The organism is Vibrio cortegadensis, from assembly GCF_024347395.1.
In the GTDB taxonomy this organism is placed as follows: Bacteria; Pseudomonadota; Gammaproteobacteria; order Enterobacterales; family Vibrionaceae; genus Vibrio; species Vibrio cortegadensis.
Genome location: NZ_AP025472.1, coordinates 2,368,576 through 2,381,329, shown reverse-complemented (window position 1 = coordinate 2,381,329; position 12,754 = coordinate 2,368,576). Strand labels below are relative to the sequence as shown.

The window sequence follows — 12,754 nt, the reverse complement described above, 5'->3', positions numbered from 1 at the left end:
GAATGGACATTTCGCGAGTAGATGACAAAAAGCCCAGCAATCAAATTACTGGGCTTTTGGGTGTTTAATGCGGCAGTAGATTTAGCCGTTTAGCACAAACCGATTACTTGTTTGGAATCGCTTCTAATAGCGCACACATCTGTTCCCAGTAAAGTGTAACGGTATCGATTTTCACTTTCTCGTCAGGCGAGTGTGGGAATTTGATTGTTGGACCAAAAGAGACCATATCCATGTTCGGGTAAGGTTCTTTGAACAGACCACACTCAAGACCCGCGTGGATCACCATGATATTTGGTTTATGACCGTAGATACCTTCGTACATGTCACGGAAAATACCCATGATTTCAGAATCAGCATCAGGTTTCCAACCAGGGTAAGCACCTGTAAATTCGACATCAGCACCTGCAAGTTCAGCAACAGAAGCAATCATGCTTTCTACTTGCATACGGCCTGAATCCATTAGTGAGCGGATTAGGCAAAGTACAGATACTTTATCGTCTTCAGTTGTAATTACACCAACATTCAAAGAGGTTTCTACTACACCTTCAATCTCGTCACTCATGCGAATAACGCCGTTTGGACAAGCATTCAACGCAGCAACGAAGCGGCTTTGGTCAGCATTCGCAAATACGCCTTGCTCTGTCTCAATCGCTTCGTTAAACGTAACGATGTCAGTTTCAACTTTACCAAGCTCAGTAGAAAGTAACTCAGTGTAGTAAGTGTAAAGTTCTGCTAGTTTTGCTTCATTCTCAGCAGGAACAGCAACAGTAACGAAGCCTTCACGAGGAATTGCGTTACGTAGGCTGCCACCTTTGAATTCGATCATTCGTAGATCAAGTTCTTGAGCGTGACCAGCAAGGAAACGAGCAAGCAGTTTATTTGCGTTAGCACGGCCAGTGTGAATATCACAACCAGAGTGACCGCCTTTTAGACCTTTTAGGATTAACTTACGAGTTACGTAACCAGCAGGTTGAGCTTCGCGAGTGATGTTGAAAGTCATTTCACCATCAATACCGCCAGCACAGCCCATGTAAACTTCGCCTTCTTGCTCTGAATCGGTGTTAAGAAGGATATCACCTTCTAACCAGCCCGCTTCTAAGCCAAATGCGCCAGTCATACCAGCTTCTTCATCGATAGTTAGTAGAACCTCTAGTGGGCCGTGTTTAAGGTCATTAGAAGCTAACACAGCAAGACATGAAGCCATGCCAATACCGTTATCTGCACCTAATGTTGTTCCTTTCGCTGTCACCCATTCACCATCAATGTATGGCTGAATTGGATCGGCAACGAAGTCATGTTCAGTGTCTTCATTCTTCTGTGGCACCATATCGATATGAGCTTGAAGTACGACACCTTTCTTGTTTTCCATTCCAGCAGTCGCAGGCTTTTTGATGAAAACATTACCTGTTGGATCACGACGAACATCTAGCCCTTGGCTCTTAGCCCAATCAACAATGTATAACGCTAAAGGTTCTTCATGTTTAGATGGGTGTGGGATAGAACAAATTTTATCGAAAAATTGCCAGATTAGTGCAGGTGATAAACTGCTGATTTCAGAATGGAATTCAGACACGGATGACTCCTTTATGGATTAATTACCAGATTTATGATTGCAAAGTCGTAGTAATAGTAGATTTATTATCTACCGACAGTTGCGTTGGTATGGCCACAGCATACCACTACTCGAATGGGGCTAGTAGTGGCAGAAATCGTGAAATGTCTCTGAGCTCTCAATTTTTATCTAAATGGGAATTTCAGTATATGAGTGTCGTTTTATTAGAAGTGTCAAACAGAGGCTCTGTAACTAACATTTCTGTAATTTAATTACGAAAATCATTTGATCTAGATCGTTATTTTCAAATAAGTGTGACTTAAGTCTACTTTTTTGTTGTAATTTTTTTTCTCAATGGTATATTAAACCCAACTTCTGAAGCGAAGAAGAAATGCTCAAAGGATGAGTCCGTTAATCGCCTCCAAGGAACTGAGAATCAAATTTTTGTTTATTGATTTATTAAGGTGATATTTATGAAAGGTTTACCAGCTGCAATGTTTTGGACAAACAACTCTGTTTTTACTAACAACTTTGCATACCCAACAAGCTTTGGTTACTAATTAATACCAACGCATGTGATTGAACATTATGTTCACCCCTATATATTAGAATTTTTCTACAGTCCTTGACTGACAAGATTCAACCGCCACTCCTCTTGAGTGGCGTTTTTTTATCTGAACCATTTTTTGATTAATCTTTGACCTTTAACGGTTGTCATTCCACCAACTCTCTTCTCCCTTAGCCACAACAGTCCATTATTCTGGATAAACTCGTAATTAAAGAACCACTGAACTCAGTAGAAAAATACCGAATAGATTAAATAACATCCATATTAATGGTTTTTAAATTTATGTTTAATTCATTGTTTTTAAAGTTATTTATTGTTTGGTTGATACTTTCTGATTGATGGTTTCTATCTTTTATAGAAAGAAATATTTATTAGAGTATGAATTCTATCTGGAATTTGTTATTTGATAACTTTATAATCCCTGCCAATCGATTACGCAACCGTTTACTTTGATAATTCACTAGCCACTTTTAGCGGATAAGAGGGCTACTGAATTTGATTACACTTTTTAGGAATAACAAAATGCTCGAAAGGCTATTTAAACTCAGCGAACATGGAACGAACGTTCGAACTGAAATCATTGCAGGTATGACGACTTTCCTGACAATGGCATACATCATCTTTGTTAACCCAGCGATTTTGTCTGATGCAGGAATGGATCACGGAGCCGTATTTGTAGCGACCTGTTTAGCGGCGGCGATTGGCTGTTTTATCATGGGATTTGTGGCGAACTACCCAATTGCACAAGCGCCTGGGATGGGACTCAACGCCTTCTTTACCTATTCAGTCGTACTTGGGATGGGATATACATGGCAAGTTGCGCTAGCAGCGGTATTTGTTTCAGGTATTTTGTTTGTCCTTTTAAGTATCTTCAAGATTCGTGAATGGATCATCAATTCAATTCCTATGTCTCTTAGAACGGGTATCTCTGCGGGTATTGGACTTTTCTTGGCGTTCATTGCTCTAAAGAATGCAGGCATCGTGGTGGATAACCCAGCGACATTAGTTTCTATGGGTGCGATTACTTCTGTTCCTGCGGTACTGGGTGCGATTGGGTTTTTCCTTACGATTGCATTAGTTCACCGTGGTGTGAAAGGTGGAGTGATGATTGCCATTCTGGCGGTCACGGGTCTTGGTCTTATTTTTGGTGATGTGCAGTACCACGGTATTATGTCAGCGCCACCTAGCATTGCGCCGACTTTCTTGCAGCTAGACTTTTCTGCTGTATTTGAACTGGGCATGATTTCTGTTGTGTTTGCGTTCTTATTTGTCGATTTATTTGATACTGCGGGTACTTTAGTTGGTGTCGCACAAAAAGCGGATCTTATCGGTAAAGATGGCAAAATTCCTCGCCTTAATAAAGCATTGCTTGCGGATTCAACAGCAACATCGGTTGGTGCTCTGCTTGGTACCTCAAATACGACGTCATATATTGAAAGTGTTTCAGGGGTCGCTGCGGGTGGACGAACAGGTTTAACTGCGGTTGTTGTTGGTATTTTCTTCCTACTTGCTTTATTCTTCTCGCCATTAGCTGGAATGATCCCGGCTTACGCAACCGCTGGCGCACTGTTTTATGTCGCGATCTTGATGCTATCTGGTTTAGTTAGTATTGATTGGCGTGATCTGACAGAAGCGGCTCCAGTTGTCGTTACTTGCTTGCTTATGCCACTGACTTTTTCGATTGCTGAAGGTATTTCTCTTGGTTTTATCGCGTATGCGGCGATCAAGTTATTCAGTGGTAAAGGTCGTGATGTATCGATGAGCGTGTGGGTCATGGCTGCAATCTTTATTCTAAAATACGTGTTAACAGCTGCTTAATTCGTAAAACAATAAGTTTATAACTATTAGGTTTTATTATTATGACGACTAAATTCATCATTACTTGGGACAACATGCAAACATATTGTCGCCAGCTTGCTGAGAAGCAAATGCCAGCAGAACAATGGAAAGGGATCCTTGGTGTAAGCCGTGGTGGTTTGGTTCCTGCTGCAATTTTAGCTCGTGAACTTGGTATTCGTTACGTAGATACAGTGTGCATTGCAAGTTACGATCACGATCATCAGCGTGATATGCGTATCTTGAAAGCACCAGAGCATGACGGTGAAGGGTTCTTGATTGTTGATGATTTAGTAGACAGTGGCGATACAGCACGTAAAATCCGTGAAATGTACCCAAAAGCTAAATTTGTGACGGTATGTGCAAAACCTGCGGGCGCTGATCTAGTTGACGAATACATTGTTGATATTGCTCAAGACACATGGATTGAACAACCGTGGGATACCGCGATTACTTACGTAGAGCCAATTAATCGTAAGCAAAAATAAGATCAAAATGTGATTATTTGAAAATGACCCTTTATTGGGTCATTTTTTTTATTATGATTAAGGCAAATCATTGTAAGAAGCGTAGATATGACTGACGAAACAAGTAAAAATCTGTCTGAGACCCTGTTTGTTAAGTACAAACAAGCACAGGAAACCTCTGCCTTAACACGTTACCTACCAAGCTCATTAGAGATCCTCAATGAGCGTAAACAGCAGGACAATTTTTCGTGGTATCGTAACCTACGTAGATTGCAATGGATTTGGCAGGGCATCGATCCTATTGAGCAAGAAGGGGTATTGTCTAGAATCGCTTGCTCAACGCACTCACGAACAGATGAACAGTGGCTCGATACCGTTATGGGTTATCACAGTGGAAATTGGGCTTATGAGTGGACAAAGCTTGGCATGCTTCATCAAAAAAGAGCCAATGATATGCAGAATGAAGAAGCAGCCAATGAGCTTTTTTCTGCCTCTCTGTGTTTCAGCATTGCAGGCTACCCACACCTTAAAAATGATAACCTTGCCTTACAAGCGCAAACCCTTGCGACAGGTGCCTACCAAGAAGCCGCGAAACACACGAAACATGTAATTAAGCAGATAGAGATCCCATATAAGAATAAGAAAATTATCGCTAATTTACATATGTCTTCAACTGACAAACAGCAGCCAGTCGTGATAGTAAGTGCGGGGTTAGACAGCCTTCAGACGGATATGTGGCGTCTGTTTAGAGATTATCTTGCGCCTAAGAATATTGCGATGCTGACTGTAGATATGCCTTCTGTTGGGCATAGTTCTCATTGGAGTTTGACTGAAGACTCTTCATGTTTGCATCAAGCTGTATTGAATGAACTGCCTAATTTACCCTGGGTGGATCACTATAAGGTTGGTCTAATCGGTTTTCGCTTTGGTGGTAATGCTATGGTTCGCCTCTCTTTTATAGAGCAGACTAAGATAAAAGCATGCATTAGCCTTGGTGCTCCGATCCATGATGTGCTCGCCACTCCTGGAAAATTAAAACAGATGCCCAAGATGTATCTTGATGTATTAGCCTCTCGACTTGGAAAGAGTGGAGTGGATATCAATAGCCTTGCAGGGCAAATGATGGCGTGGTCATTAAAAGTTCAAGGCATATTATCGAGCCGACGAACTAAAGTGCCAATTCTTGCCATTGGTTTAGAGGGCGATCCTATTTCGCCATACTCTGATAATCAATTGGTTGCACTTTTTAGTGAGTATGGAAAAGCAAAAAAAATTGATTCTAAAACTATTTCAAAAGGGTATGAGCAATCCCTCGATTTAGCAATAAAGTGGCTTGAAGAGGAATTATTTAGGTGACATTTTTCCTAATTTAGTTAAGCATGATATAGCAATGTAGCGTAAGCTTATGATCCCCATTCATAATTTATTGGAGAGGGTGGGGAGGACATTGTCATAAAGGATATTATGCTTTTCATTGAAATGGAGATTCAATATGTCAGATGAAATCACAAAGTCGACTCACTTTCGTCTACTTCCGGCACTAAAAGCGATTGGCCCATATTTGAGAGAGCCTCAATCGGAAGACGGTCATTACCTATTCGACTGCTTGTCAGTCTGTGTTAACGATAAAAAATCCCCAGAAGAACGAGAATTTTGGTGCTGGTGGTTAGAGCTTGAGCGGAATGATGAGGGCTTCGCCGCGAAATACCATATTGGTAAATACAATCAAGCGGGTGATTGGGTTGGTGAAAAAGTGCCAAAGAAAGCCCATGCCGAAATCAATCGAACCCAAGAAAATTTCCACGCTAAGCTTGTCGAGACACTTGCGACGAAATTTGACTTGGAAGTGACTATTCACGCAGATTCGGCCGAATTTGTCTGATTTTACCCAACTAACTTCTTCTTAGAACAAAAAGGTGCTTATTAGCACCTTTTCTACTTGTGAATTGATGGTTTGATTGTTAAAACAACGGTTCTTATATGTTTTTTAATTCAAAAGAACCCATGAATACGAATCAGAAAAGCGGGAACACAACACACTCCAAGACAGTGGTTGTTAAACTAGGTACTAGTGTTTTAACTGGTGGAACGTTAGCGCTTGACCGAGCTCATATGGTTGAGCTTGTGCGTCAATGTGCGGAGCTTAAAAAGCAAGGGCACTCAATTGTAATGGTATCGTCTGGTGCTATTGCGGCTGGACGTGAACATCTAGGATACCCCGCACTCCCCAACTCAATGGCAAGTAAACAACTACTTGCGGCAGTAGGGCAGAGCCAGCTGATTCAAGCGTGGGAATCACTTTTTGCTATCTACGGCCTGAAAATCGGCCAAATGCTACTGACACGAGCGGACCTTGATGATCGTGAGCGATTTTTAAATGCTCGCGATACCATTAATGCTTTAGTCGATCACGACATCATTCCTATTGTGAATGAGAACGATGCCGTGGCGACGAATGAAATTAAGGTTGGTGACAACGATAATTTGTCTGCTTTGGTTGGGATTTTGTGCGGTGCCGATAAACTGCTTCTGCTGACGGATCAACGCGGGTTGTTTACGGCGGATCCAAGAAGTAATCCGAATGCAGAACTTATCCGTGAAGTGACCACCATTGATGAAACGTTGCGTCAAATCGCAGGTGGTAGCGGAAGCACATTAGGCACGGGCGGAATGGCAACTAAACTTCAAGCTGCCGATATTGCACGCCGAGCAGGAATCGAAGTGATCATTGCTGCGGGTAGTGCAGAAAATGTCATTTTTGATTCATTGAGCGATGAGCCTCAAGGTACTCGATTCTTGCCTTTAGCGGAAGCGTTAGAAAACCGCAAACGTTGGATCTTAGCGGGCCCAGCGGCTTCTGGAGATATTGTTATTGATGATGGTGCGGTAAGCGCTGTGGTTGAAAAGGGCAGTAGCTTGCTTGCTAAAGGCGTGGTGGAGGTGAGCGGACAATTCGCACGTGGTGAAGTCGCACGAGTGACCAACACGAAAGGTCAGCTTATCGCCCGTGGTATTTCGAGTTACTCCAATCAAGATTTAGCAAAAATTGTCGGTAAACACAGTAAAGATATCGGTTTGATTTTGGGTTATGACTATGGCTCAGAAGTTATTCACCGTGACGACCTCGTGGTTATTCAAGATTAACGATTTAAACGAATTTAGGGAGCGTTCAACGTGACTAGCTTACAAAATATGGGCATAGCGGCAAAAGAGGCGGCTTTCCATTTATCAACCGCATCGACGGCACAAAAAAACCAAGCATTAGCAACGATTGCTGATGAACTTGAAATCAATTCAGCGGCCATTTTAGCCGCGAATGCAAAAGATATTGAACTTGGACGCAATGCAGGGCTAACCGATGCTCTGCTTGATCGACTGATGCTGAACGAAGAGCGTTTAACGGGTATCGCTAACGATGTACGTAATGTTATTAGCTTAAACGATCCTGTTGGCAGTGAAATCGACAGTAAAGTATTAGAAAACGGCATGTCATTGTCGCGACGTCGAGTACCACTGGGTGTGGTTGGCGTGATTTACGAAGCTCGCCCAAACGTGACGATTGATATCGCGGCGTTGTGTCTGAAAACCGGTAATGCGAGTATTTTGCGTGGTGGTAAAGAGACCTTTTTCTCAAATATGGAGCTGGTTAAAGTCATTCAATCAGCTTTAGAAAAAGCACAATTACCAGCAGCTTCTGTGCAATACATTGAAAAACCTGATCGTGAATTAGTGTCACAACTGCTTAAATTGGATGACTATGTGGATATGATCATTCCACGCGGCGGCGCTGGTCTGCATAAAATGTGTAAAGAGAACAGCACCATTCCTGTCATCATTGGCGGTTTTGGTATCAGCCATATCTTTGTCGACGAGAGTGCAGATTTAGAAAAATCAGTTGATGTAGTCGAAAACTCGAAAGCACAGCGCCCATCTGCATGTAACTCATTAGATACGCTGCTGGTGCACGAATCCATTGCCGTTGATTTTCTGCCAATGTTAGCGAAACGCTTGAGTGGTAAAGTTGAGTTTGTGGTCGAAGAGAAAGCAAAGTCATTATTAAGCGAGACGGTGAAAACGGATGCTGAACTGCAATTACGTGATGTGATTGATGGTGATTTTGATACTGAATGGCTCAGTTACACTTTGGGCATTAAAGTGGTATCGGGTGTGAAAGAGGCGATCGATCACATGCGTATTCACAATGCGAGTCACTCTGATGCCATCATGACCAACAGCTTAACGAATGCGGAATTGTTTATTAATTCGGTAGGTTCTGCGGCGGTTTATGTGAATGCTTCAACACGATTTACCGATGGCGCTCAATTTGGTTTAGGGGCTGAGGTTGCAGTGTCGACTCAGAAACTGCATGCTCGTGGTCCGATGGGACTGGAAGAACTCACCAGCTATAAATGGGTAGGTAAAGCGAATTACTTGGTTCGTCCATAGCGCGTAACGTTAGGCAGAGATGCCTCTATAATGAAACGCTTCACATATAGAGTTTTGGTTAGAATTGGGGAGATCCCATCTCTATCCTAAGTTCTTGAGTGAAGCGTTTGCGTATTTGATATGAAAAACGCAATATACGCACCATTATTCGGCAAATCTCGGCCTAACTATCGACTTCTTCATTCACTCCCTGTCCCAATTCCGTTACACTGATGCCAATTAATTGGAGGTGATATGCATTGTCCTTTTTGTTCAGAAAATGACACTAAAGTGATTGATTCGCGCTTAGTCGCAGACGGTCACCAAGTTCGTCGTAGACGCCAGTGCTTAGCGTGTAGTGAACGTTTCACTACTTTTGAAAGTGCTGAGCTTGTGATGCCTAAAGTGATCAAATCAAATGGCAACCGTGAACCATTTAATGAAGATAAAATGGTGGGCGGAGTACAGCGCGCACTAGAAAAACGCCCAGTCAGTGCTGATTCGATTGAGTTAGCAATCAGTACGATTAAATCTCAGCTGAGAGCAACGGGTGAGCGAGAGGTTCCGAGTGACCTTATCGGTAACTTAGTGATGGAACAGCTTAAAGTCTTAGACAAAGTGGCTTATATTCGTTTTGCGTCTGTTTATCGTAGTTTTGAAGATATTCGAGAGTTTGGCGAAGAAATTGCCAAGCTAGAAGACTAACCGTTATGTCTAATTTCACTCCTCTAGATTACCAATTTATGGTGCGTGCGCTTGAGCTTGCCAAGCGTGGCATTTATACCACGGCACCGAACCCTAATGTCGGCTGTGTGATTGCGCGTGACGGCGAAATCGTTGGAGAGGGTTTTCACCTAAAAGCGGGTGAGCCTCATGCTGAAGTTCATGCCTTACGAATGGCGGGTGAAAAAGCGGTGGGAGCCACGGCTTATGTCACTTTAGAGCCATGTTCGCACTATGGCCGAACGCCACCTTGTGCTGAAGGCTTGATAAAAGCGAAAGTCGCGAAAGTTATCTGTGCAATGCAAGATCCAAATCCTCAAGTTTCTGGCCGTGGTATTCAAATGCTACGTGATGCTGGAATTGACGTTGAAGTCGGTTTATTAGAAGTCGATGCGAAAGCTTTGAATCCCGCGTTTATCAAAAAAATGCAAACGGGTATGCCATTTGTTCAATTAAAAATGGCGGCGAGCTTAGACGGACAAACCGCATTAAACAATGGTAAAAGCCAGTGGATCACTTCTCCTCAAGCAAGACAAGATGTTCAGACTTTCCGTGCTATGTCTGGCGCTATTCTCTCAACCAGTAAGACGGTGATTGACGATAATGCTTCGTTGAATGTGCGATGGGATTACTTACCTTGCAGTGTTCAGTCTCGCTATGGCCTAAAACCTAGTGCTTTACTAAAACCTAGAGCTTTACTGAAACCTAGCGATGTACTTAAGCTAAGTGATGAGGTGAACTCTCAAGCTCAGAAGAGTGTGGTTAGGCAGCCTATTCGCGTGATTCTTGATAGGCAGCATCAGTTGACCGAAGATCTTAATCTGTTTCAAACTCAAGGTGAAGTGCTGAGAGTTGGCTCTGAAGGGTCGGATATCAACCTAACGGAGACGGGTCATCAACTGGATTTAGCTGAGTTGATGTCACAGTTAGCGGAGCAGCATAATATCAATCACGTGTGGGTTGAAGCTGGGGCGACTCTGGCCGGACAGTTGCTCGTTAATGGTTTAGTTGATGAGTTGATCGTTTATTTAGCACCTAAACTCATGGGAAGCGATGGCAGAGGCTTAATCGGAGCGCTCGGCTTAGAATGTATGTCGCAAGTGATTGAGCTTGATATTCAAGATGTTCGCCAAGTGGGTCAAGATATTCGCTTAATTGCTAAGCCTGTATTGAAAGAAAACAAATAGATGATATTCATAGGAATCATATGTTTACAGGAATCGTAGAAGCTGTCGGAACATTGGCGGCTATCACCCCAAAAGGGGAAGACATTAGCATTACAGTTAATGCTGATAAGTTAGATATGTCAGACGTTAATTTAGGCGATAGTATCGCGACTAATGGCGTTTGTCTGACGGTTGTAAAATTTGATGCTTGCAGTTATACCGCCGACCTCTCACTTGAAACATTGAAAAAAACAGGTTTTGCTCAATACCAAGCTGGCGATAAGGTTAATCTTGAAAAAGCGATGTTACCGACAACCCGCTTTGGTGGTCATATTGTTTCAGGCCATGTGGATGGTGTTGGTGAAATTGTAGAGCGAAATCATGTCGGACGTTCGATTGAATTTTGGGTCAACATGCCAGCAGATATTGCAAAATACGTTGCTCAGAAAGGCTCTATTACCGTAGATGGAATTAGCTTAACGGTTAATGCTCTACGTAAAAATGCATTCAAATTAACTATCGTACCTCACACCTCAGAAGAGACGACGATTGATGATTTTCAGGTCGGCAGAAAAGTTAATTTAGAAGTAGATGTGCTTGCTCGTTATATGGAGCGTCTACTTCAAGGACAACAAGAAGAACAACCGGAATCTCGTTTAACGATGGAATTTTTGCAACAAAATGGATTTGCTTGATTCAATGAAAAAGTAAAGGGAGCTTCTCCTACACTCTTTTAGAATTACCGAAGATTTTCATGATTACAGTAGACTTTCATGATCACCGTAGATGTAAGCCTAGAGTCTCAACACCTAGCGCCTAATAAAATAGGAACAACATAATGCCAATTAGTACGCCTCAAGAAATTATTGAAGATATTCGCCTCGGTAAAATGGTTATCCTGATGGATGACGAAGATCGTGAAAACGAAGGCGATTTAATCATGGCAGCGGAACATATTACCCCTGAAGCAATTAACTTCATGGCAATGTATGGTCGCGGTTTGATCTGTCTAACTATGACAAAAGAGCGTTGTGAGCGTCTTGGATTACCGCCAATGGTTCAAGATAATAATGCTCAATACACAACTAACTTTACTGTTTCTATTGAAGCTGCTGAAGGAGTGACAACGGGTATTTCAGCATCTGATCGTGCGGTTACTGTTCAAGCCGCTGTAGCGAAAGATGCGAAAGCCGCTGATCTTGTTCAGCCGGGTCATATTTTCCCTCTTACGGCTCAAGAAGGTGGCGTGCTAACTCGCGCTGGACATACTGAAGCAGGCTGTGACTTAGGTCGACTCGCAGGCTTGGAGCCAGCTTCTGTTATCGTTGAGATCCTAAATGAAGATGGCACAATGGCTCGTCGTCCAGATTTAGAAATCTTCGCAGAAAAACACGATATTAAACTCGGCACCATTGCTGATTTAATCGAATACCGAAACAACACAGAAACCACTATTGAGCGTGTTGCTGAGTGTAAGTTGCCAACGGAATTTGGTGATTTTGACCTTGTGACTTTCCGCGACACCATTGATAACCAAGTTCACTACGCGCTGAAAAAAGGCGATGTGAAAACGGGCGCTCCACTTGTGCGTGTTCACCTGCATGATACGTTTACCGATTTACTGCACTCAGACCGCAGCACAGAGCGTAGCTGGACGTTAGATAAAGCGATGCAACGTATTGGCACAGATGGTGGTGTTTTAGTGATTTTGGGTAACGAAGAGACGTCTGACACCTTGATCAATAAAGTGAAAACCTTTGAAGCACAAGATAAAGGTGAAGCTCCGACAATGGCGAAAAAGCAGGGTACATCTCGCCGTGTTGGTGTTGGCTCTCAAATTTTGGCGGATTTAGGAGTAAGCGATATGCGCCTGCTTTCTTCTAGTTCAAAACGTTACCATGCATTAGGCGGGTTTGGCCTTAATGTCGTTGAGTATGTTTGTGAATAATTAGCGTTTATTCAATACGAAAAAAGCGAATACAGAAAGCTGTGTTCGCTTTTTTATTTGAATAGGGCT

The 12,754-nt window shown here is 42.7% G+C and carries 11 protein-coding genes; 10 read left to right on the top strand and 1 reads right to left on the bottom strand.

Going from position 1 to position 12,754, the window contains the following annotated elements; all coding sequences use genetic code 11:
- Positions 1–103: 103 nt before the first annotated feature.
- Entirely contained in the window at positions 104–1,573 is a 1,470-nt protein-coding gene (locus OCV39_RS11230) for an aminoacyl-histidine dipeptidase (RefSeq protein ID WP_017051700.1), read from the bottom strand.
- Positions 1,574–2,642: 1,069 nt separating this feature from the next.
- On the opposite strand from OCV39_RS11230, the gene OCV39_RS11225 reads away from it, so the two are divergent.
- From OCV39_RS11225 to ribBA, 10 genes are all read left to right on the top strand, one after another.
- Entirely contained in the window at positions 2,643–3,938 is a 1,296-nt protein-coding gene (locus OCV39_RS11225; protein WP_017051703.1) for an NCS2 family permease, read from the top strand.
- A gap of 41 nt (positions 3,939–3,979) precedes the next feature.
- Complete coding sequence (gpt, locus tag OCV39_RS11220; protein WP_017051704.1) at positions 3,980–4,444, top strand: xanthine phosphoribosyltransferase; 465 nt, start codon at positions 3,980–3,982, stop codon at positions 4,442–4,444.
- Between the two features lie 87 nt (positions 4,445–4,531).
- Positions 4,532–5,779: an esterase FrsA gene (gene frsA / locus OCV39_RS11215; RefSeq protein WP_113796516.1), complete on the top strand. Its 1,248-nt coding sequence runs from the start codon at positions 4,532–4,534 to the stop codon at positions 5,777–5,779.
- 136 nt (positions 5,780–5,915) lie between these two features.
- Positions 5,916–6,305 carry a sigma factor-binding protein Crl gene (crl, locus tag OCV39_RS11210; RefSeq protein WP_017051706.1) on the top strand — a complete coding sequence of 130 codons (390 nt, stop codon included), beginning with the start codon at positions 5,916–5,918 and terminating at the stop codon, positions 6,303–6,305.
- Between the two features lie 98 nt (positions 6,306–6,403).
- The gene (gene proB / locus OCV39_RS11205; protein WP_017051707.1) at positions 6,404–7,567 is read left to right on the top strand and encodes a glutamate 5-kinase; all 1,164 of its coding nucleotides are present in this window, start codon (positions 6,404–6,406) and stop codon (positions 7,565–7,567) included.
- Positions 7,568–7,615: 48 nt separating this feature from the next.
- Entirely contained in the window at positions 7,616–8,869 is a 1,254-nt protein-coding gene (locus tag OCV39_RS11200) for a glutamate-5-semialdehyde dehydrogenase (RefSeq protein ID WP_017051708.1), read from the top strand.
- A gap of 234 nt (positions 8,870–9,103) precedes the next feature.
- On the top strand, positions 9,104–9,553 hold the full coding sequence (nrdR, locus tag OCV39_RS11195; protein WP_017051709.1) for a transcriptional regulator NrdR: 450 nt from the start codon (positions 9,104–9,106) through the stop codon (positions 9,551–9,553).
- A 5-nt stretch (positions 9,554–9,558) separates the two neighbouring features.
- A complete protein-coding gene (gene ribD / locus OCV39_RS11190; RefSeq protein WP_261888471.1) occupies positions 9,559–10,758 on the top strand; it encodes a bifunctional diaminohydroxyphosphoribosylaminopyrimidine deaminase/5-amino-6-(5-phosphoribosylamino)uracil reductase RibD in 1,200 nt (399 codons plus the stop codon).
- 20 nt (positions 10,759–10,778) lie between these two features.
- Positions 10,779–11,432 carry a riboflavin synthase gene (locus tag OCV39_RS11185; RefSeq protein WP_017051711.1) on the top strand — a complete coding sequence of 218 codons (654 nt, stop codon included), beginning with the start codon at positions 10,779–10,781 and terminating at the stop codon, positions 11,430–11,432.
- Between the two features lie 143 nt (positions 11,433–11,575).
- Complete coding sequence (ribBA, locus tag OCV39_RS11180; protein WP_261888470.1) at positions 11,576–12,685, top strand: bifunctional 3,4-dihydroxy-2-butanone-4-phosphate synthase/GTP cyclohydrolase II; 1,110 nt, start codon at positions 11,576–11,578, stop codon at positions 12,683–12,685.
- Positions 12,686–12,754: the final 69 nt, after the last annotated feature.

Excerpts from the sequence above, each read along its gene's own strand:
- frsA (WP_113796516.1), top strand. The coding sequence starts at position 4,532 with ATGACTGACGAAACAAGTAAAAATCTGTCTGAGACCCTGTTTGTTAAG.
- OCV39_RS11200 (WP_017051708.1), top strand. The coding sequence starts at position 7,616 with ATGGGCATAGCGGCAAAAGAGGCGGCTTTCCATTTATCAACCGCATCG.
- ribD (WP_261888471.1), top strand. The coding sequence starts at position 9,559 with ATGTCTAATTTCACTCCTCTAGATTACCAATTTATGGTGCGTGCGCTT.
- crl (WP_017051706.1), top strand. The coding sequence starts at position 5,916 with ATGTCAGATGAAATCACAAAGTCGACTCACTTTCGTCTACTTCCGGCA.
- proB (WP_017051707.1), top strand. The coding sequence starts at position 6,404 with ATGTTTTTTAATTCAAAAGAACCCATGAATACGAATCAGAAAAGCGGG.
- ribBA (WP_261888470.1), top strand. The coding sequence starts at position 11,576 with ATGCCAATTAGTACGCCTCAAGAAATTATTGAAGATATTCGCCTCGGT.
- OCV39_RS11225 (WP_017051703.1), top strand. The coding sequence starts at position 2,643 with ATGCTCGAAAGGCTATTTAAACTCAGCGAACATGGAACGAACGTTCGA.
- gpt (WP_017051704.1), top strand. The coding sequence starts at position 3,980 with ATGACGACTAAATTCATCATTACTTGGGACAACATGCAAACATATTGT.
- OCV39_RS11185 (WP_017051711.1), top strand. The coding sequence starts at position 10,779 with ATGTTTACAGGAATCGTAGAAGCTGTCGGAACATTGGCGGCTATCACC.
- nrdR (WP_017051709.1), top strand. The coding sequence starts at position 9,104 with ATGCATTGTCCTTTTTGTTCAGAAAATGACACTAAAGTGATTGATTCG.